At 42.2% G+C, this 23,057-nt stretch carries 14 protein-coding genes; 6 read left to right on the forward strand and 8 right to left on the reverse strand.

What is annotated here, in order from left to right:
• Positions 1-191: 191 nt before the first annotated feature.
• The 5 genes from AX660_RS20305 to AX660_RS20325 form a co-directional block, all read right to left on the reverse strand.
• The gene (locus tag AX660_RS20305) at positions 192-3,575 is read right to left on the reverse strand and encodes a TonB-dependent receptor (RefSeq protein ID WP_082769043.1); all 3,384 of its coding nucleotides are present in this window, start codon (positions 3,573-3,575) and stop codon (positions 192-194) included.
• 494 nt (positions 3,576-4,069) lie between these two features.
• On the reverse strand, positions 4,070-6,949 hold the full coding sequence (locus AX660_RS20310; RefSeq protein ID WP_201027484.1) for a glycosyl hydrolase 115 family protein: 2,880 nt from the start codon (positions 6,947-6,949) through the stop codon (positions 4,070-4,072).
• The gene (locus AX660_RS20315) at positions 6,950-8,695 is read right to left on the reverse strand and encodes a glycoside hydrolase family 43 protein (protein WP_068381357.1); all 1,746 of its coding nucleotides are present in this window, start codon (positions 8,693-8,695) and stop codon (positions 6,950-6,952) included. It abuts the gene before it with no gap.
• Between the two features lie 40 nt (positions 8,696-8,735).
• Positions 8,736-10,490, reverse strand: a complete 1,755-nt coding sequence (locus AX660_RS20320) for a glycoside hydrolase family 9 protein (RefSeq protein ID WP_068381360.1) — start codon at positions 10,488-10,490, stop codon at positions 8,736-8,738.
• Positions 10,491-10,509: 19 nt separating this feature from the next.
• Positions 10,510-11,202: a putative glycoside hydrolase gene (locus AX660_RS20325; protein WP_082769044.1), complete on the reverse strand. Its 693-nt coding sequence runs from the start codon at positions 11,200-11,202 to the stop codon at positions 10,510-10,512.
• Between the two features lie 277 nt (positions 11,203-11,479).
• Here AX660_RS20325 and manD point away from each other — a divergent pair, with 277 nt between their 5' ends.
• Together manD and AX660_RS20335 are read left to right on the forward strand one after the other, a co-directional pair.
• Positions 11,480-12,688: a D-mannonate dehydratase ManD gene (gene manD, locus AX660_RS20330; protein WP_068381364.1), complete on the forward strand. Its 1,209-nt coding sequence runs from the start codon at positions 11,480-11,482 to the stop codon at positions 12,686-12,688.
• A 17-nt stretch (positions 12,689-12,705) separates the two neighbouring features.
• Positions 12,706-13,473, forward strand: coding sequence for a ThuA domain-containing protein (locus AX660_RS20335; RefSeq protein WP_068381367.1), 768 nt, complete (start codon positions 12,706-12,708; stop codon positions 13,471-13,473).
• Positions 13,474-13,511: 38 nt separating this feature from the next.
• On the opposite strand, the gene AX660_RS20340 is transcribed toward AX660_RS20335, so the two are convergent.
• Positions 13,512-13,877: a DUF2750 domain-containing protein gene (locus AX660_RS20340; protein ID WP_068381702.1), complete on the reverse strand. Its 366-nt coding sequence runs from the start codon at positions 13,875-13,877 to the stop codon at positions 13,512-13,514.
• A 183-nt stretch (positions 13,878-14,060) separates the two neighbouring features.
• Between AX660_RS20340 and AX660_RS20345 the strand changes: the two genes are divergently transcribed.
• The gene (locus tag AX660_RS20345) at positions 14,061-14,459 is read left to right on the forward strand and encodes a YkgJ family cysteine cluster protein (RefSeq protein ID WP_068381370.1); all 399 of its coding nucleotides are present in this window, start codon (positions 14,061-14,063) and stop codon (positions 14,457-14,459) included.
• 208 nt (positions 14,460-14,667) lie between these two features.
• Here AX660_RS20345 and yaaA read toward each other — a convergent pair whose 3' ends face one another.
• Complete coding sequence (yaaA, locus tag AX660_RS20350) at positions 14,668-15,450, reverse strand: peroxide stress protein YaaA (RefSeq protein WP_068381373.1); 783 nt, start codon at positions 15,448-15,450, stop codon at positions 14,668-14,670.
• A 349-nt stretch (positions 15,451-15,799) separates the two neighbouring features.
• Between yaaA and tal the strand changes: the two genes are divergently transcribed.
• The 3 genes from tal to AX660_RS20365 all read left to right on the forward strand — a co-directional run bounded on the left by tal (position 15,800) and on the right by AX660_RS20365 (position 20,356).
• Positions 15,800-16,753, forward strand: coding sequence for a transaldolase (tal, locus tag AX660_RS20355; protein ID WP_068381376.1), 954 nt, complete (start codon positions 15,800-15,802; stop codon positions 16,751-16,753).
• An 86-nt stretch (positions 16,754-16,839) separates the two neighbouring features.
• Positions 16,840-18,483 (forward strand): glucose-6-phosphate isomerase, encoded by a 1,644-nt coding sequence (pgi, locus tag AX660_RS20360; RefSeq protein WP_068381379.1) that lies wholly within the window; start codon positions 16,840-16,842, stop codon positions 18,481-18,483.
• Positions 18,484-18,727: 244 nt separating this feature from the next.
• Complete coding sequence (locus tag AX660_RS20365) at positions 18,728-20,356, forward strand: cation:proton antiporter domain-containing protein (RefSeq protein WP_068381382.1); 1,629 nt, start codon at positions 18,728-18,730, stop codon at positions 20,354-20,356.
• Positions 20,357-20,367: 11 nt separating this feature from the next.
• Here AX660_RS20365 and AX660_RS20370 read toward each other — a convergent pair whose 3' ends face one another.
• Positions 20,368-23,001, reverse strand: a complete 2,634-nt coding sequence (locus AX660_RS20370) for an alpha-amylase family glycosyl hydrolase (RefSeq protein WP_068381385.1) — start codon at positions 22,999-23,001, stop codon at positions 20,368-20,370.
• Positions 23,002-23,057 lie beyond the last annotated feature (56 nt).

Raw genomic sequence — 23,057 nt, forward strand, 5'->3', positions numbered from 1 at the left:
GTTTTTCCGTCGAGAATACTTAAAAATCAGGCTATTGAATAGGAGCAACTACTCTTAGAAATTTAGCTTATTTTTGCCACATTTTGATTTGACCAATTCATGTGGTCGATTGACTATATAATTTATTACCTAAAAAAACTAAAAAGCGCACCACAAGTGGGTGCGCTTGAATAGCTATAACATTTAAACGCTTAGAAGTTAGCTCTAACTGCTAGCGAGTAACGTCTGTCACTTACGTTCCAAGAACGTGGTAACTGATTTGTACCATCCACTAACTGATAGGTTTCAACTTGCGTATTGAGTAAGTTAACACCTTGCAATACTAATTGAACATTGTCAGTAAGGTTATAACTCACAGAGGCATCCATATACCCTGCTGCTTTATTGAAAATGGGCAAATAAGTGATTACGTCACGAGTAGTAACCAAAAACTCTGAACGCCAGTTGTAGGCTATACGTCCAGACCAATCGCCTTTTTCATACATAGCAACAAAGTTAGCTGTGTGATCCGATTGGCGCTCTAAAGGTAGTCCATCACCAAATAAAAACTCTTGTGTGCCACCTTCATTGGCAACATCGCCAGCATCAAGGTTAGATGAAGGTACTCCACGTGCTTTTATGTAGGAATAGTTGGCTTGTATACCAAAACCATCAAACGGGGCTGGCAACATATCAAAGAATTGTTGATAGCTAATCTCAACGCCTTTCATGGTTCCGTCACCACCATTTAATGGGCCTGCTACATTCACGGTTTGTGTCACACCAGATGTAGGATTAGTGAATTCTCTCTCATAAGCTCCGTTAATAAAGAAATTTTTCAAATCTTTATAAAAAACCGAAACTACAAATGAGCCTACATCAGCAAAATACCATTCTAATGACGCATCATATTGAATAGATTCCATTGGTTTCAAGTAGGGGTTACCTGCACTCGCCTTCCAACCATAAAGCTGTATGGATGAAGCATCAATTTGTCTGTTTTCTTTTAAAGGCTCGCCATTGGCATCAAGTCTTGGCTGGCCATTTTCATCCAGTGGAACATAATCTTGCGGAAAATGAGGTGCAAGGAAATCACGTTCAATGGAATCAGACACGGTACTAATTGAAGTATAGTTACGCATATTACCTAAGTCAGGCAATGCTATGGCTTTAGATACGGCGAAACGTGCCAATAACTCATCAGTCACATTCACTTTAACATTAAAGCTGGGCAGTACTTTTGTATATGACTGCTCAGCAAAGTTTTCTGTACTTGCATCATTTGCAAACGCAACAACTTCGGCAGGTAAATAGTTATTTACATCTGATAAGAATTTAGTGCTCGGACCAAACAGATCATAGTCATCTGGATTCCAGTTATTGGGATCGAATCCAGCAGGGAATGGATCAGCTGGACGTAAATCTGGATACACTGTATTACCGGTGGTCTCAGTACTTATGTTAACTACACGTATACCAAAGTTACCGGCAATACGATGATCAGCAAAACCATCATAATCAAAATCTAATCTGATATAAGCTGATTTATTTTCTTCAGTCGTATTACTTATTTCATTTGGTCTAAAATAACCGTCTAACTCGTATGGCTCACACGTCACATCATCTATGCGTTTGTCTGCTGGTAACCAATCGCCACAGCTATCCACAAAACCAGCAAAGGTCGTACCCCAGTTTGCATAATCATCTAATACCGCTGATGAAGGATGCAGCATTTGATTGCCACCTTGAACATCAACAGCACCGCCACGGAAAAGGTTACTCCAATCCACAACATCATATTGACCTTCTAATCCGGCATTAGTCACCATAGGGCTAGTTAGCCACGCAGCTTCATTATATAAAGGAGCTAGAGCTCCCCAGTTGTACTGTGAGTTTTTAATGTTTTGTTTGCGTTTTGCATAACGAGCACCAAACATAACTTGAGAAATCACATCATGCTCAGTGTAGTAAGTTGCATCAATTCTTACAGCGTCTGACTCACCTTTACTGCGCTCATAGTGATCCATCGCATGGTTATACAAATAATTTTGTGGCTGGGTAAAATAATCAGGGGTCGCAAAATCTGAACCATCTTCAGCATATATTGCTCGAACATCTTCAGGCACAAATTCCCATGGGCTGATAAAGGATATTTTGGCATGTTCACCTGAGGTATCGTAATACTGATTAGCCCATGTATTTAAACCCAAGGTTAAATCATCACTCGTAGTTTTAGCGCTGATGTGTTGTACGTCAGCAACAATTTTTAACGAGTCAGTGGCTTTCCACTCTAAATTTAAAGTTAAGTCATCAACTAACGAGCTACTCACACTTTTACGTGTTTCTGAGCCCATTTGCTGACCAAAGTTTACCACTTGCGCTCCACCCCAACCATTTGAAGCATGCAGGTTATGTGGGACATGATTACCATCACCGCGCCAACCATCGGGCACATCTGTTAAATAACCACTGGTAAATACGCCATTGGAATCGAATTCATATTCTTCACCGGGTATACCCCAAACGCGGTTTTCGTTATTTACACCAACACCGCCAACACCGGTAGAATACTCTTTCCAAGAAAGCTTTGAATCAGAGCGTAAAAATTGCAGAGTTGCTGTAAAGGTTTCTTCTGGATTTTCCCATTGTAACGCAGCTGCATAGCCTTTACGTTTGCGGTCATCCGTTTTCATGGTGATAGCAGCGCCTTGAGGTGTAAGTACACCTTGGTCACCAACTTCCGTGCCTGCTGGGGGATAAGCTAGCGACCCATCATATACATAAGGGTTTTCTGCATATTCAAATCCTGGCCAACTATAGTTATTAGTCGTGCGGGGGGCTAATGCACGAAATGCATAAGTCGAAGAACGCATTTGGTGATTGCTTGCTTTAAGTGTTGAATCAGCGATATTGAACAATACGCCAAATTTACCCGCATCCGTTTTCCAATTATTGCTATACAAGGCAGAAACAGTAGGAGTGGCTTCTTTAACTAAATCCCCCCAAGTCATATCTGCAGAAACAGAAAACTTCTGACCCTCACTATCAAAAGGCTTACGAGTACGTAAACTCACTGTACCTGCAATACCACCTTCAATCATATCGGCTGTTTGGTTTTTATAAACGTCTACCCCCGCCATTAACTCTGGCGATACGTCTTGGAACGATAAACCACGACTAGAGTTAGCGGTAAAAGAATCACGGCCGTTAAATTCAGAACGTGTTTGGGTCATCCCCCGCACAACCGCTCCTGAACCTTCCACACCAAAATGGTCTGGGTCATTTTTAGCAGCATAACGGTCAATAGATACACCGGGCAAGCGTTGCATTGCTTCCAAAACGCTTCTATCCGGCAATGCACCAATATCTTCGGAGGTAATCGCATCAACAAAAGTATTTGCATCTCGTTTTAAGGCTTGGGCACTGAATAAACTTGCGCGCATACCTTTTACTTCAATTGTTTCAACGTCTGCTTCTTCTGTCGCACTTTGCTCTGCTTCTTGGCTGTATGCAGTTACGCATACACCCATCATAGCCAGCGCTAATAATGATTTTCTAAAAATAGGCACTTGTGATCTCATTTTTTTTGTAGCCATTACGACTTACCTCTTTTTGTGTGATTTAAACCGCTTGCACCCCCTGATATTGGTACAAGTGACTTTTCCAGCCAACAATCTCAAAAACTACAAATGATGAGAGAGTTGAAAACGTTTTCAACGATTATGCCTTCAGCAATTACCTCAGTCAATTATTCAACATTTTATTAACAAATAATTTTTGTTTGGCATAATCAAATTACAGTTATGAATTTTATTTACTTTTTATTACACTTTATTAAGTCGACTATGGTTTTTTACCCCAAAACAGTCAATGGAACTGGCAGATATCTGAAGAATGAAACGATATTTCGCAACATTAACTTAACAAAAAACGTTAGATAGTTGAAAACACCTGTTTTAAAAGGAAATTTTTTACTCCGAATGGTGTTTTAGCGGTTTTACTCCCGCTAATTACGTGTGATTGGAAAAACGTAAACTGCAGCATAAAAACGAAATGTTAGTCATGCTTTTACTGGCACATCCAAATGATTTTAAGGTAATTTTCTACTTGGTGGCGGCGCTAAGTAACTGGATTTTAGTTCACTTGTAGCAATTACAAGTTTCTGCACAGTTAAACCTGATTCTAATAGGTAAAGTCTTAACTTCTTTGCGCCAGCTTGAGTTAAATCATGGTGACTGATCACCGCTCTTACCCCATCCTTGACTGATTCTTCCCAACTCACTGCGTTATTTTCAGCTAATACATCAATAATCTGCGGTTTTTCATCGTCAAAACCGATAGCAAAACGGATACCTCTGCCTGGTACAAAATTAAGACTGGGCGCTACTATGGTGTGTATTTCAAACTTACCTTCAGTAAAAAAGTGCAGAGGATATTCTAAATAAGGGGCTTGAGAAGGCTTATCAACAAAGCTCAACTCAGGCTTGATTAAACCCGTCATAGACGACAAAGTACGGCCATGATTAGGAATTTCCTGCCAGTAGGCATCCTTAGCTTGCTGCTGAACAGTTCCACTGCCTGCGTCTAATGAAATATAACCATCAGCTTCAACAAAGCCATGAATATTGTTATCTGCAGGTTTAAAGGCATTTATCTTGACCTTGGCAGAGCCCCAACCTGTACCTTTAATATCAATGGTGCCTGCGGCATGCTCGGTTGACAATTGAGACCAATCTATACTGACCCACAAACGTTGCTCAGTGGCGATCTGCGCAGGTCTTGTTGCCAGTTTTATCCAAGGCTCTGATACCCTAATGTTTACATCAAAGGGTACATTACCTTTATTAAATACATCAATGTAACGCTGTTGTTGGCCGTAGAAATCAAACTTGAGTGGTAAGTTGCCATTCACTGGCCAAGCCGCAGCACTGCCTTCTACCGCCACGCCCATATCAGCGGCATTAATCGGCTCGTTTAACACAATGTTTGGCATTATATTGGCAGGCGGATTATTCCAAGTGGTGTAACCAATATGCGGCTGACTCATAAAGTGGTTCCAGCGACCTTTACCTAGTTGATGATATTGCTGTTCAAGTGCTTTATCCGCAGCAAACCAGTATTTAACTTGTGCTGCATAGTCGTTGCTACTTGCTCTGCCCTGCTCGGCATATAAACGGTTAAGCGCAGCATTATGATTGAGTTCAAAGATAATTCGGGTGGCTTTTACTGGATGTAAAACCAATTGGAAAAAGGCATCTTTATATTGCTCTGGCATTTTCTCATGGAGGGTTTCTGCTTGTTCAACGTAGCTTTGCAATTCTGTTGAGATCCGCGACGCCTCATTGTAATTCAGCACACTGTAAGTATCAGGTTCCATTAATTCAGGTTTACGTCGCCCATTGTGGCGAGTATAGCCCGTCATTAATTTTTCGATTTGCACTGCATGCTCTGCACCAAACTGCTGGGTGGCCCATTGTTGGCCATATGTTACGAGATTGTCGGCAGAATAATTTTCTGGGTTCCACGCCATGCGTAGGAAAAAGTCGATGGGGTATTCCATGGGTTTTAAGTCACCCACATTGGTAAGCCAAATTCGGTTAGCTTGATAGTCATAGGCCAGGTTCATTTGTTCCCAAATTTTGGTAATAGGAACAGTATTGATCCAACGATAAGAACGCGGCCCACCTACATAATCAAAATGATAGTACACACCAGCCCCACCGCTACGTTTGCGCTCATCAGGTGTAGGTAAACGGCGTAAATTACCCCAGTTATCATCTGACCATAATAAGGTCACGTCATCAGGCACCCGCATACCATTTTCATAATAACTCTGTACTTCTTTATACAAGGCCCAAACTTGAGGGACTTGGCTTAATTTGTCTTTACCAAAAGTATCACTAAGAATTTGCCGTTGAGCAGCGACGATTTTTTCTAATAATGCAATGTTCTCATTTTCGCCCATGGGTTCGTCCGCTTGGCCACGCATACCAAGGGTGTAAACGCTTTCATAATCACGATGTCGCTGCGCACCTTCTTGCCAGAATTTATAAAGCTTTTTTGGGTTAACCGCATAATCCCATTTGCCATCACGTTCAGCATGCCATTCTTTATCCGCCCGCATCATGGGTTCGTGGTGAGAGGTGCTCATCACTATGCCCATGGTATTGGCTAATTGTGGGTTAGCGATATCATCAACATTAAACGAATTATTCCACATGGCTGGCCACAAAAAGTTAGCTTTTAAACGCAGTAGTAGCTCAAACACATGTTGATAAAACGCACTGTTGTAATTGCCATATTTTTCATGCACCCAACTGGATAAAGCTGGCGCTTCGTCATTCAGAAAGATGCCGCGATAACGAACTTTGGGTTGTTGCTGAACTAGGGTATTGGCTTTTACAAACAAGGATTTAGCTTGTTTTACAGGTACGTCAGCCCACCAATACCAAGGTGATACACCGATTTTTTCACTTAGGTCATACACACCAAAAATAGCACCACGCATATCACTACCCGCGACAACCAAGGCTTGTTCAACACCCGCCATAGGCTGATTGATAAGCTGTATTAACATGCCTTCCCATTGGCCATCAATGGCAGAGACATCCAATTTACCTGCGGCGACCAGTTGTTGTAATACTACACTGTGTTGCAAGGTACCCACTATAACTATGGATTTTTGTTTGGTTATGGCGGATACCAGCTCACTAGTTGCACCGCTGACTTTTTGCATATCATTTTGCAAGTTTGTTACTGCTAATTTAAGCCCTTGCGGTTCAGCTTTATCGAGGTAGATAGCTACTGCGTTACCATTGTGAACTAAGGGAAAGTCACCTTTTTTACCGGCTAGGCTTACATAATCAGACGCTTGTGCACTAAGCAAAAAACAGCTCACCAACAACACACACCACGTTTTAACGTACATCACTCGTAACAACAAATTTGCATAGACGCTTATTTCTCTCACCTAGTCCACCTGCTTATTGTTGCTAGAGGGTTCATTTCGAACATGTAAACCAAGCATGGCGCCAACAAATCCTCCAGCACGTTCAGTACTCAGCAGGGTGGCGTCAGCATTTGACACGACCTCAACTTGCTCACCATCAGCCAATTTATAAGAGAAACTGATGTGCCCCTTGTCGCCATTGACCAGCAAGGTAAGCTCTTGACCGGCCTGAGCTTTGATTACAGTTTCAGCCAATAAGGACAGCTGACCATTATTTACCTGTTGCACAAACAATCGATAGTTATCTTGTTGTTTTTGCACAGCAAAATAATAGTAAAAAGCTGAATTTTGCAAGGCAGTTAAACCGCCAGAAATGCCTTGCTGAGCCGGTAAGTTTAACGAGGTACTTAGGCTAAAACGGCCATGTTGCTGCCTATGCCCCATAAAGCTAGTTTGTTGTAGTGAACTCAAATCAAACTCGCTGGCTTGCATATCAAGCTTATCGTTTGCTACCTGCAACCAACTACGTTCAAAACCCCGTAAAAAATTCCAACGAGGATCTATGTTTTGCTGGTTAAATTCGTCACGCCATATAAAGTTTCCTGTTAAAGCATCAGTAGCACTTAACTGAGTCAACTCAACATTAATCTCAGGTTTAATCTGGCGATAAGGCACTTCTTGCCCCTTAGGTAAAATCACTGGCCATTCGTCTTGCCAAGTAATAGGCAATAAGTAGGTTTCACGGCCGGTATTGTAAAAATTATCGCCATAAGGACGAGTGGCTAGAAATACCGACCACCAATCTCCCTCGGCAGTTTGAATAAAATCAGCATGACCAGTACTGGTTACAGGGTTAAGACGTGTTGGATCTAAGTCTCGTTGGCTTAAAATAGGATTATTAGCATAAGGCACAAAAGGCTCGCTTAAATTCTTCGTGCGAAATACCACTTGCGAGTGATTGACACTGGTACCACCTTCGGCGCAGGTTAAATAATACCAGCTATTGATTTTGTAGATATGGGGCCCTTCTATCCACACGGGTTTATCCGCAATATTTACCCCGCCGTTTACAATAACACGGCCACTGCCTTCACTGGTCACTACGGTGTTAGTGGCCAAATCAAATTCCCACAATCGGATAACACGGTGCCCTTCATACAATGGTTCCCCGTCTGGCGCGTCATTATGGGCAATATAGACTTTTCCATCATCATCAAAAAAAATATCGGGATCGATACCGCCAATTTCAGGCAGCCATAGTGGTTCAGACCAAGGGCCAGCGGGATCAGTGGCAGTGACTAAAAAATTTCCGCCCGAATCTACCGCTGTGGTGATCATATAAAATAACCCGTCGTGATAACGCAGAGTCGGGGCAAATATGCCTCGAGATACGCCTAGGCCATCTAACTTAAGTTGTGTTGGTTGGGTCAGAATATGGCCGACTAACTGCCAATTGACTAAATCTCGACTATGCAAAATAGGCACACCAGGCGCATAAGAAAAGGAAGAATGCACCATGTAATAATCTTCACCTTTACGCGTGATACTGGGATCAGGATAAAAACCCGCCACGATGGGATTTTGATATTGTCCCTGAGCTAAAGGCTGAGCAAAAATCTCATCATTACCTTGATACTCAAACCAATTAAAACTCACACTAGCGGGTGTTTTTGGGTTCTTATCGAGCTCAGCTGAATTTGGCTGACAAGCTAGTAGTAAGGGAAAACTAGCGGCTAGCAAACAGGTGCGAAAAAACAAAGATGTCATATTTTACTACTCATAAAAAAAGGAATATAAAACCTGCAAACTAGTAAGCTTGCAGGCCTGCTAATACATAAACCAATGGCGCATTCCAATTAATGGCGATTTCGTTGGTTGAATAACTACAATAGTCATCCACATAAGACGCGGCTGGATATTTTGATGGGTATACACACTTGTCCTGCCAACCATTTTGCGCGCCACCAGCCACAAAACCCGGTACCGGCTCTACCACACCATCAGCTTCAGAAGGCCGATGATGGATATGCTGGGGCGATTTGCTACCAAAACCAGTTACATAGGCATAACCCGTGGGGTTTCGCCCTAATACATAGTCTGTTAAGGCCACAGCGGCATCACGAAATTCTTGTTGTGGTTTAAGTTGGTTAGCAATTAACAGCAACATGGCTTTGTTCATTGCCACTGCATTACTGCCCCAAACAAAATCACTTTCTATTAACGGTAATAGATAGGCCGATTGGACTTGTTGCTCAAGCATTAACAGAGCTTGCTCTACCAATTGTTGACTGTACTTTTCATACAAAGTGGGCGCTAATTGCGATTTACCCAAGCTAAGTAAGCTGTAATATCCCAGCGCCGCAGTACTGGCCCAATTAGGTACAGTTAAAGGCTGAGCCAAAGTATTAAATTCGTCCAAATAGCTTTGGTCTTTTGTTAACAGAAATAATTGCGCGGCCGCAAAGGCAAACTCATCGGCTAGGTGTTTATCGCCATATGCACCAGTCTTAACATCTTGTGGTTGTTGATAAATTTGTTCTGGATTGGCTTTGGCCCATCGCCATGCGCTCAGAGCGGCTTGTTGATATTCTGCACTTTTGCCTGGATAGACAGTTTCAAAATCAGCGTATATTTGACTAGCAAAAGCCATGACGGCAGCAAAATTTAGCGCCGCTGCTGTGCTTTTTTGTACCACATAACGTTGCTCGTGGGTTTTATCAGGCATCACATTGCCAGTAAACTTGAGGGTAGTAAGCTTGTGATAAACCCCACCATCATTAGGATCCTGCATGGCTTGTAACCAATCTAAATTCCACATAATTTCGTTAAGAATATCGGGGACTTGATCATTTGACTCTGGAATGTGACCTGAACGAGCTTGGTAAAAATCCTTATGCTGACGGTAAGCCAACAACAGGGTGTAGGTAGAAATGCCTGAATTCACCACGTACTTGCCATAGTCACCGGCGTCATACCAACCTTTAGGCGCAGAAATTACTGTCCCCTCTGGACGATCCTTGGATGCGGCTGAACTGTGCACCATGACTTGCTCGTCGGGATGCCCTGCAGCTCGAGCCCACTGTCCAGCATATTGTTCAGGCAAGTCGGTGCTGGCGCGATTAAAATAATAGGCTTTCAGGCTCGCATCATGTATTTGACTATATACGTTCTGATTAATGGCAAATGGTACAGATTGGCTACCATCCTCTAATTCGAGTCGATACTTGCCTGTTTGTTTGTGCGAGCTAAAGTCCGCCAAACTGACATTTTCACCAGACAATGGCCAATCGCCTTTGGCACTCAGTGAGCCTTTGAATACAACTTGCTGAGTGTCTTCAGATAGCAAATTAAAACTACCTTGCTGGCGGTTAGCCACCACTGCAATTTTATGGTCCTGAGGTAAAAATCCCAATTGGTTGATATGTATTTCAGGACTAATTTTCGAGGTAGTGACAAGCGGAAGCTCAGTACTTGCAACATCCTTGCTGCCACCACCACAGGAAATAAGCATAGTACTTGTGGCACAAGCAACCAGTATCAATAAGTAAACTTGCTGTTGCATATTGCGACTCAATCTCGATTTATGCGGCACAAGTCGGTGCCCCTTCAGGTAATAATTCCAATCTTATATTGGCAACTTCTATTTCTAAAATCCCATCAGAGGCCAAAATAATAGGGCTATTAATTTTACTGAGATCAGCGCCATTTATGGAAAAACAATTAATGGGAATGGGAAATAAAACCCATTCATCGGTTTCCATACCTCTTAACATTTTATGAATACTTAATTCTCCACGACAGGGATATCCACAATCCATACCTATGGTCACACCCGTTTTGGGCTTTTTAAGAATTTTGATTTCCATGGTCAGTGCAGCCCTATTTTCTAATTTACTTAAATCCACTGGTGCACCATAAATAGCAAACTGCCCTTTACCTTTGTTACGTGACCATTTAAGACGCAAAGCATCACCCTTTTGTTTATGGTCTGAACGAGAAACTTCTATTTGTTTATTAGCCGATTTTGCTTCATCAGTTGTTATGGGCATCACCCAGTTACCTTCATCACCCAACGTCAACCCCCAACCACCAACGGGCTTACCATCAAAAAAATAAAAGTAATTGGCATTAAGTGCTTTTTCTTGTGCGACTACCCCACCAGTTAACAATAACAAACTGGCGAAAATGCCTATTAATCCGCGACTTAAAACAGATTTAATCCCTACACTAGTATTAAAGTATTGGTTTTTATGGCATTGACTTGAATTTTGCATTTTTTCCATCCTTATTTGTACTGATAAGCTATTTTGGGGGACATTTTTCAAATTAACTTAAGATGAGATATACCATCTGTAACATATTCATTGTAAATGTAATGTTACAAAAATGCGGGCTTCTCAGGGCATTACATTATGTAGTTATGTAATTACGTTAATAAATTTAACAGTATGGCAACAGACACTTTTAGGCAAAAATAAGGCACGCTGTCTATTAACACCCCAATGTGATGCTCAAATTATTTAAAGCCACTTATCTTTACTGGAGTTATATATGAAAATCCGTGCTGTTCGAGTAATAGTAACTTGCCCGAGTCGCAATTTTGTCACCCTTAAAATTGAAACTGAATGCGGACTTTATGGTGTGGGTGATGCCACCCTAAATGGTCGTGAATTGGCCGTTGCGTCTTACTTACAAGACCATCTCATTCCCTGTTTGATTGGCCGCGATGCTTCACAGATTGAAGATATTTGGCAGTATTTTTACAAAGGTGCCTATTGGCGCCGTGGCCCGGTCACCATGACAGCCATTGCCGCTATCGATGTGGCTTTGTGGGACATCAAAGCCAAAGCGGCCAATATGCCTTTATATCAATTACTCGGTGGTAAAAGTCGCCACGGCGTATTGGTGTATAGTCATGCTAATGGTCGTGACTTGGAAGAAACCGTCGATGAAGTGGGTCGCCATATCGATATGGGTTATAAAGCCATACGTGCTCAATCAGGGATACCCGGACTTGATGGCACTTATGGGGTATCAAAAATAAAGGGGTTTTATGAACCAGCCGATGCAGACTTACCCTCAGAAAGTGTTTGGTCTACCAGCAAGTACCTGAATTTTTTACCCTCTTTGTTTGAAAAACTTCGTGCTACTTACGGTTACGAACATCACTTATTACACGATGTGCACCACAGGCTGACGCCCATTGAAGCAGCTCGATTGGGAAAAGACTTAGAGCCTTATCGGCTGTTTTGGATGGAAGATGCCGTGCCCGCTGAATTGCAAGAAGGATTCAGGTTGATTAGACAACATACCACCACCCCCATTGCGGTGGGTGAGGTGTTTTCGTCTATTTACGATTGCCAACAATTGATTACCGAACAACTGATTGACTATATTCGCACCACCATAGTCCATGCTGGCGGAGTTACTCATTTGAAAAAAATCGCCGCCTTAGCTGATCTTTATCATGTCAAAACCGGCTTCCATGGTGCTACCGATTTATCGCCCATCACTATGGGTTGTGCCTTACATTTTGATAGCTGGGTACCTAATTTTGGCATTCAAGAACATATGCACCATAGCGAATTGACTAACGAAGTATTTCCCCATGATTACCATTTTGAGCAAGGTTATATGTACCTTGGCGATAAAGTAGGTCATGGTTCTGACATCGACGAAAAACTCGCTGCCAAATATCCCTATCAACGTGCCTATTTACCAGTTAACCGACTGGAAGATGGCTCTATGTTTAACTGGTAAAATAAAAAGGAAAAACAATGAAACTATCGAAAAAACTAAGCTGCCTGGGACTATTATTAGTCTCCCTATGTCAAACGGCCATTGCTGAACAATTTAATGTATTGGTATTCAGTAAAACCGCTGGCTGGCATCATAAATCCATCAATGCTGGTGTCACCGCCTTAGAAAAAATGGCGCAAAACCACCATTTCAGTATGGATTGGCAAGAAGATGCTAATCTGATTAACAGTAAAAATCTGGCGAAATTTGATGTGGTACTGTTTTTACAAACCACTGGGGATGCACTTAACGACGAGCAACAAAAAGCCTTAGAAGCATTTATCCAATCAGGTAAAGGATTTGTAGGCGTACACAGTGCCAGTGATACCGAATATGACTGGCCTTGGTATGGTAAATTAGTGGGTCGCCAATTTAAAATTCATCCGCAAATTCAAACCGCACGTTTAACCGTATTAGACAGAAAGTTTCCGGGTTTAGAATACCTACCTGACTCTAGTTTATGGACCGAAGAATGGTATGAATTTGGTGCGGAGTTAAGCCCTAACTTGAATTATATCTTGAGTGTCGATGAAAGTACTTATGATCCCAAAGTCAGCTGGGGCGACAACCATGGTAAAGGCATGGGTAAATTTCACCCAATTGCTTGGTATCAAAATTATGATGGTGGCCGTTCATTTTATACTGGCTTAGGCCACATGGGTGTTTCGTACGAAAACAAAGCCTTTATCGAACATTTATACGGCGGTATTTATTGGGCTGCGACTGGTAAAGGTATGACAAAATAAACAAAAAAAATGGCCTCAAGTGAGGCCATTTTTCTTTGTCAGCTTTTTTTGAATGCTTCTATTTCAGCGACCTTCTGACTAAATTCCGCCAATTCAACTTCTAGGTATTCATCACCTTGCCAATCAACACCGATCATCACATTGTCTTCGGCTAAATCTTCAACCCAAAACTCTAACCAATCTGCCACGCTGATCTTGACCGGCGCATAGCCTTGCCATTCATCCGTACAATGGCTTTTAGCCAGTTCTTCACTCGACCATAGCGGCATGACATCGGTATCTTCAAAATTAATTGAATCTAAAATCACCCACCCATCACTGGCTTTGTCATGCAACGCCCAAAGTTGTTGAGTTAATTTTACCGTCGCGATAAAAGTGTCGAAGTGTGTCGTATTGTTGTCCATGATTAACCCAAAATAGTCTGTAATAATGCCACCTATCATACGGAGTTAGATAAGGCGGAACAATGCTAAATTTGTTTCAGCAAAAAGCTGCTCAAACTACTATCCCTGCCCACGTAAGTTATCCATGCCCTACTGGATCCTGTATGCTGTTACTCAACTATTGATGATTAACTTGAAGCCTAAGTGAAAGAGTGTACTCAATGTGGAAAATGCTGTACTAAGTACAGCGACGGTGGGTTGTCCGTTACAGACAGTGAAATTGATATGTGGCAATTATTTCGCCCTGACATTGCCGACTATGTCAAAAATGGTTTGATATGGTTCAACCCTCAAAATGGTCAAGCCCTGTCCTTGTGTCCCTTTTTACGTAAAGTGCCAGAGCAAGAAATTTACACCTGCGATATTTATTATGACAGGCCAGATGATTGCAAATCTTATCCGGTGACCATTCAGCAAATGCTGCAAGACGAGTGTGAAATGCTCGAAGACGCTGATCTTAAACATCCCGACCAAGCGCAACAAAACTTAGACAGCCTCATGGCCGATAGTCGCCCGCCCTTTAGCAGCAAATATCATGGCTAAACCCAAAATCATTGGAATTGCACAGCGGTGGCAAATGAATGACAAATTGGTATGGAACCAATTTGAACAGCCGGAGGCTGGCCTTTAGGTGAAAACCATGGAGGGTTTTCCTAATCCCCATGAGCTTAGTGTACTAAGTGCTAATACCAACTCACGGCGAATGAGCACAGCCAACAAACGTGCAGTTTCAAAGATGAAGGATAAACAATCAATTAGTAAACTGTTCTGCCCGCGTAAATACCAACTGTTGAGCCTTACTGCGTGCTGCATCAAAGCGGTAGCCCGCCACATCAAAATCTTCTAATTGTTTAAGCTCGCTTAAACGATTTTGTATGATGTAACGAGCCATCAAACCACGGGCTCTTTTTGCATAAAAGCTAATGACTTTATATTGACCGTTTTTACAATCCAGAAAAGTCGGCGTGATGATCTGAGCTTTCAAAACTTTAGGTTTAACTGCTTTAAAGTATTCGTTAGAAGCAAGGTTAATCAATACATTATCACCCTGCTCGACCAATACCTCATTAAGTTTAGTGGTGATACGTTCACCCCAAAATTGATAGAGATCCTTACCTCGTTTGGTATCCAATTTGGTTCCCATTTCGAGGCGATAAGCCTGCATCAAATCCAAGGGTTTTAATAAGCCATACAAACCAGACAATATGCGTAAATGCTGCTGAGCATATTCGCTGTCAGCCGAACTAAAACTCGTAGCATCCAATCCGCTATACACGTCGCCGTTAAAGGCTAACATGGCTTGTTTGGCGTTGTCGGCAGAAAAAGGAGTTTGCCAAGCGGCATAACGATCAGCGTTTAAACCCGCCAGTTTGTCAGAGATTTTCATCAAGGATGAGATATTGGCCGGACTGAGTTTGCGACACCGATTAATCAACTGCTCTGAATGTTCCAACATATCAGGCTGAGTAAACTGAGAAAACCTAGCGGGAGTCTCAAAATCCAGGTTTTTAGCGGGGGAAATAACAACTAACATACAATAACTAACCATTTAAAATTTGTGTTGATATGTGGCACAAGTTGCTAATTGCAAGGGTAGTTTCTGTTCTTTTGTTACTGTTTCCGATAACAGTTCAAGACCAAGCCTACTATTATGACTCCTCACAATAGCGTTATTTTAGTTGTGCTTTATTAGAGTAAAAGTAGCAACATTGGGATATCAACGATACTCTGTATCAATCAATTAATTTTATTTGTATGACAAATACGTTTATACTTTATTTGAATCGGCTAATATTACATATAGTATTCATCTTAATTCTTTGAAAGCCTTATATTTATTGCCAAAATAGACACTAGCAAGAGCGAACACCAACGAGGATACCATGTCTAATCAGTTACAAGCATTACGTGCCATTACTACCGTTGTAGCCGACACCGGCGACATCGAAGCAATTAAAAAATACCAGCCTGTCGATGCGACGACTAACCCTTCTTTATTACTGAAAGCGGCAGAAATGCCCCAGTATAAGTCCCATATTGAACAGTCGGTTGCTTGGGCTAAACAACAATCTAATGATCCTGAACAACAAATCATTGATGCTGGCGATAAACTTTCTGTTTTGATTGGTACCGATATTGTGAATATTGTGCCCGGTCGTATATCCACAGAAGTGGATGCACGATTATCTTTTGATACCGCGGCCAGTGTCGAAAAAGCCCATAAGCTGATTGCTTTGTATCAAGAAGCAGGCATCGGCAAAGAGCGCATTTTGATCAAATTGGCTTCTACTTGGGAAGGCATCTGTGCAGCGGAACAATTAGAAAAAGAAGGTATCAACTGTAACCTGACATTATTGTTCGGTTTTGCTCAAGCTCAAGCCTGTGCCGAAGCTGGTGCCTATCTAATTTCTCCTTTTGTTGGCCGTATACTGGATTGGTACAAAGCCAAAACCGGCAAAGCCAGTTACGAACCATCTGAAGATCCAGGTGTGAGATCAGTCACTAAAATCTATAACTTCTATAAAGAGCACGGTTATAAAACGGTCGTAATGGGCGCGAGCTTCAGAAATACCGACGAAATTACCGAATTAGCCGGCTGTGATCGTTTAACAATTGGCCCTGGTTTGTTAGAAGAATTGTCCCAGACTGATGCACCTTTACCGCTTAAACTAAAAGATACTGGTGCAACTTCAACGCCGGGTCCGCGTTTAACTGAAGCGCAATTCCGTTGGGAAATGAACCAAGATGCCATGGCCACAGAAAAATTATCTGAAGGCATCCGTAATTTTGCAATCGACCAAGTTAAACTTGAAACCTTGCTAAGAAGCTACTTCTAAACATACAGTGACATAAAACAAAGCGTCTGAATTAGGCGCTTTTTTATTTTTTACCGTTCAAACTGACAATACACGAGGCCTTTAACATGACAGCACTCACTTCCTCCACTTCTTGGCAACAATTAACTGCCCTTGCTGAACAGGTTAAAACTCAGCATATGCGTGATTGGTTTGCGGCAGACCCAAAACGTGCTCAAAAATACACAGTCGCGGCCTGTGGAATTGAACTGGATTATTCCAAAAACTTAATTACTGACGAGGTGCTAGCTGCCTTACAAAGTTTGGCCAATGAGTCCCAAGTGGCTGAGAAACGTGATGGCATGTTCGCTGGCGACATCATCAACCACACCGAAAAACGTGCGGTATTGCACACTGCTTTGCGTAACTACTCAGGCAAACCTGTATTAGTCGATGGTCAAGACGTGATGCCTGAAGTGCAAGCCTGTCAGCAAAAGATCAAAGACTTTGTAGCCAGTGTGCATAAAGGCGAACGTAAAGGACTAAGTGGCAAACCTTTAACTCAAATCGTAGCCATTGGCATAGGCGGCTCCTTCCTTGGTCCCAAAATCATGTCTGAAACCCTTAAACCTTATTGGTTTAAAGGCGTGAAAGTACACTATGTGGCCAACGTTGATGGTTGCCATATTCAGGATGTGTTAGCTGGTTTAGACCATGAAGAAACCTTAGTAGTCATGTCTTCCAAGTCATTTACTACCCAAGAAACCTTGCAAAATACTTTAACGGCTAAAGCTTGGTTCTTAAAAGCCGGTGGTACTCAGCAAGATATCGCTAAACACTTCATCGCCGTGTCTTCTAACATTAAAGCCGCCACTGACTTTGGTATGGCTGAAGATAATATCTTCCCCATGTGGGATTGGGTGGGAGGTCGTTATTCGTTGTGGTCAGCTATAGGTTTACCTATCGCACTGACGATTGGCTATGAGCACTATGAGGCCCTATTAAAAGGCGCTTATGCCATGGATGAGCATTTCCAAACGGCTCCCGCTGAGCAAAACTTACCCATGATTTTGGCTTTATTAGGTGTGTGGTATATCAACTTTTTTGGCGCCCAAAGCCATGTATTGTTGCCTTATTATCATTATATGCGTGGCTTTCCAGCTTATGTACAACAGTTGGATATGGAAAGTAACGGCAAACGTATTGCAGGTGACAGTACGGTTACTGACTACGCTACTGGCCCCATTATTTGGGGTAGCGAAGGTACTAACGGTCAACATTCATTCCACCAGCTTATCCACCAAGGTACGGTATTAGTGCCAGCTGATTTTATGTTGCCCTTGAATGTCCCTAATCAGGATAAAACCCATCATGCCATGTTGGCCTCTAACTGTTTTGGTCAAACTCAGGCTTTGATGCAAGGTAAAACCTTAGCAGAGTGTAAAGCCGATTTAGCCGCTAAAGGATTGGATGCAGCTACGTTAGAATCACTAGCTACCCATAAAACCATGCCGGGTAATAAACCCAGCAATACCTTGTTATTCGATCAGGTTGATCCTGCTACTTTAGGCGCCTTAGTGGCACTGTATGAACATAAAGTATTTGTCCAAGGTGCCATTTGGGGAGTAAATTCCTTTGATCAATGGGGTGTTGAATTAGGCAAAGAGCTGGGTAATCAAGTATTAGACAAACTTGTGAATACTCAAGCTGAGCTAAGTTTTGACAGTTCAACCAATCAGTTGATTAACAAGTTTAGACAAGCTAACGCTTAATCAATCTGTTTATTAATACTGCCAACATCAAGGTGTTGGCAGCGATTTTTTTAAACATCGTGTTTGAATCGTACTATTTTTCTCCACTATCCTAACACCCTGTCATCAAGCTAGTTCCCACAGCATAATCAGTGGACTTGAGCCGCTACAATGCTTATTCTACTTATACTTTAAAATCTCAGAACAGAGAAATTAAGCACATTTTTGTTATAAGATTGTAAATATTTTCACCTAGGGCACTGTTATGGATTCTATTCTGCCGATCATTTTTATCTCACTGGCTATTGCCAGTGTACTTAACATCATTCTTAAAAAATTCTCTGTTTCGCACATTATTGGTTACATCATAACCGGCACTATTATCAGCAACTTGTTTGATTTTAATGGCAGTGAAAATTTAGCCTCGCTGGACTTAATTGGTGAGTTTGGCATTGTGTTTTTGATGTTCACCATTGGCCTCGAAATATCCTTTGCCAAGTTAAAAAAGATGCGCGACATCGTATTTATCAACGGTATTAGCCAAGTCCTCATTAGTGCTTTGATTATCTATCCAGTGGCCCATTATATTTTTGAACTTGATGCAACGTCGTCGATTATTATTGCGCTAGCCTTTAGTTTGTCATCCACCGCCATCGTGCTGACTTACTTGAAAAAATCTAAAGATATTATTACGCCTTATGGTGAAAAAACCGTGGCCATCCTGATCTTTCAAGACTTAGCGGTGATCCCCATTTTGTTACTCATCAGCTTTTTAGCCAACAATGAATTATCGATGCAAGAGGTGTTAGTTAAAACCTTGCTGTCGGCCTTTGCGGTTATTCTTTTTATGTTTACCTTGGGTAAAAAACTGATTGAATGGCTGTTACATTTTTCTACTAATGCCAAGCTCGAAGAACTGTTTTTAGGCTCGGTATTAACCATAGTGATAGGTGCGTCCCTACTCGCCCATCAAATGGGTTTTACATACTCTTTAGGGGCTTTTATTGCCGGCATGATCATTGCCGAAACCACTTATCACGTAAAAGTAGAGTCAGATATTGCCTCTTATAAAGATATCTTATTAGGTGCCTTCTTTTTCTCCATCGGCACTAAAATCGACGTAAACTATTTTTATCACGAGTTTTGGTTAGTTTGTGCGGTTTTACTGCTGACCATGTTAGTCAAAGCCTTGATTATCTTTGGCCTACTCAAACGTAAGGCCAACAAAAGTGATGCGATTAAATCCGCTATCGCCTTGTGTCAAATTGGTGAGTTTTCCTTTGCGATATTTTCCTTAGCGACTAGCCAACATGTTATTTCTGATGAACTGGGTGGATTTTTGATCTTGGTTACTGTGCTCTCCATGATAGTCACACCTTTCATGGTCAATAATATCTACAAACTCGCCTCCTATTTTGTCGTCGAGTTTTTTGAATCAGATAAGATTACCCCTATCACTGCCACCAACCACACCATCATCTGTGGTTTTGCCATAGTCGGGCGTATTGTCGCCACTGAATTGACCAAAAAAAGCATGCGTTTTGTGATTATTTCCGACAACTTACAGCACGTCCTACTTGCTCGTGAAAGGGGCTACATGGCTTATTTTGGTCACTTAGAAAAACGCCCCGTACTCGAATCACTCAAAGTGGAAGAAGCCGCCAGTATCATCATGACCATGGACAACTTACTGACTAAAAAGATTATTTGTCAGGCCATACTCGACTATCACCCTGCGGCCAATATCGTGGTTAAAATCAACAGCAAAGAAGAGCAAAGCGCATTAAGCGGCATTGCTATCCATTCTTTTGTGCATGCGCGCCACGAAGCCGCCTTATTGCTGGTTAAAAAGAGCATGACCATCGCATCCGACCATAACAACTTGCCAGAATAAACTGGCTTTGCTTATGGCTTTTTAGCTAACTCAAGTAAAACTGCGTCAAGTATTTTGGGGCTCGTTAGCGAGCCACCTCCAAAAGTCCAGGTGTTGGCGTTTTCGGCAAGTTCACGATAATTACCTTCGCCACTTTTGTCCCAGGTTGTCACATAAATACTTACACCAGCCCAATCTTCAATACCTAGTTCTGCGCCGTCATAAGTAAATTCTATGCTGTTGTTTTGGTAGTCTATTGCCATAGGCGGGGCAATTCCGGCCTTTTCACCTTCATGCAAAGCCGTCGCTTGAGTCGGCCAATAGACATAGTTTGCCCAACCATAGGCTACGTGGGCCAAATCCCAAGCGGCCCCATCAGGAAACTGTCCACCAATCACAGGTAACTCAGACATGCCCGTTCTGGTTGGTAAATCAAAAAACAGCGTAAAGGCCACATGGTCAAAACCATTAGGCGGCGCCCAGATGTGACTAAGTTCACACATCTTTAAACTCAGCTTTAATATCTTGCCGCCCGTCTGGGCAGTTGCACCAATAATATCCATTTGGCAAGCTACAGTAGGATCTAAAGGTTTAGTGTAATTCCTCTCTAATCCATGGTCGTCATTCAGAGGATCACTGACTTGTACTTGAGCACTCACTTGGTCGGATTGAGTCTGATAATAGTAAACAGCAGAGGCCACTTTGGCCGTGGGCGAATAGATTTCGAGTTGATGCTGGTGAGTACCAAGATCATTCACTGCCAACTCAGTTTGCCACTGTCCTGTAGCATTAGTGTGAATGGTTTTAGCATCAGTCAGTTTGCCATCGATCACCACCAATAAGTCACTGTGTGGATAATCACTTGTCCCTTTTATACTGGCGTAAACTTGGTTTTGGTAAAGGCTTTGTAAGTTTTTAGGCTCAATGCTTCTAGCTATGTCAAGTTGTGGCTGATTACCCTCACGTTCATCCCCAAGCAATACCACCACAGCTTGCGCGGGTAATACTGTGGTCAACAAACCTTGAACATCAAAACGCAAGGTTTCTTGCAGGTTTTCGTTAATGAGGACCAGAGGTTTATTGTTTTCGACAAAGTCGGTTTGTAAGGCATTTAACAGCACCTCATGTTTGGCCGTATTAAATATCACATAAGCCACTTTACCCTGATAATTACGTTTATACGCCAAGATGCCCGCACCCGCTGCGTTGTCTTGCAGTATCTCAATACTGCCCCGACTAAAAATCAGATTTTTTTTGCGTAACTCGGTCAATTGCTGAATAAAAAGATACATGGGAGAGTGCTGATTAAATTGATCAAACTGACTTAAATAACCCCCAGCAAACATAGCTCGTCTGCTGCTTTTAAAGGCTTGTTCATCACCTTGATAAATGGTGGGAATACCCGGCACTGTCATCATCAGGGTATAGGCCTGTTTAAAACCCGCGATATTGCCAGCAGCTAAAAAGCGCTCAACATCATGATTATCAATAAAATTAACTACTTTAAAAGGCTCATTAAACAAGCGCATTTGGGCTTCTAAACGATAACTAAGATATTGGGTGGGCATGCCACCGGCAAAGACCCGGCTGATCTCTTTGTATAAAGGAAACCCGATAGGCGCATCAATACGCTGATGTTGCGAGTCTGACACATATTGTTTGAGTTTTTGCTCACCGTTATCCGCCATGGGTAAAGAGGTTTCATAGATTTCGCCAAAACTGAAAAAATCGTCCCGTCCGGTGCTTTGAGCAGCGGCTTTTAGGCCGTCTGGGGCATGTAAAAAATCACTGAAAAAGTCACTTTCCACATACTTTGCGGTATCAATTCTGATGGCATCTACCCCAGCCTGCTCAATCCAATATGCAAAGGAATCTTTTAAGGCACTACGCACCACAGGATTTGAAGTATTTAAGTCATCTAAATCAGCGGTTTGATAGGTGGTTTCTTGTTTTGGGTCGGCAAAATTGACTATGCTGGGGGTCCAGTTATAAATAGCTGCTTTACGGTGCTCGGCATTATTGGCGTCGTTTAAGGTAAAGGGATACTGACTTGGAGCACTGCCCGGTGTAGCGGAGTGGTTAAGTACAAAATTATCTGTCACTTTGTGCTCATCATAGTCGCCCTGATAAGTAAAAAAATTGCCGGTATGGTTGACTACTACATCTTGAATTAAATACATACCACGCTGATGTAAACCACTCGACAATGCCTGATAGTCGGCCAGTGTGCCAAAATGCTCATCCACCGCTTTAAAGTCTCGTGCCCAGTAACCGTGATAACCCCCATAGTTGGATAGAGGATCCCACCACAAATTGGCCACTTGAGGAGTAGTCCATAAGGCTGTTGCGCCTAGCTTTCGGATATAATCTAGATGCTGAACTAAGCCTACTAAGTCGCCCCCACTGTAATGGCTCTCCTTAGTTGGATCATATTCATTTTGGGCTTGGCTATTGTTAGTAGGGTCGCCGTCAGCAAAACGATCAATCATCGCTAGGTAAATAATCTGATCTTGCCATTGGGGAGAAGGTACATGTAACAGTAGCTCAGCAGTGTTGCCAACTGTTGACTCTAACTCGGGCGGTTCACTAGGCGCATTAACAGGGCTACAAGCCACACTCAGGATAGTGACCAGCGCCAAACCACTTATTTTTTTACACAATTGCATACTAACTATTACCCAGCATTAACAAGTGGTAAGCACGTTAGCGATATTTAATTTTT

The organism is Paraglaciecola hydrolytica, assembly GCF_001565895.1.
Taxonomy (GTDB): Bacteria; Pseudomonadota; Gammaproteobacteria; order Enterobacterales; family Alteromonadaceae; genus Paraglaciecola; species Paraglaciecola hydrolytica.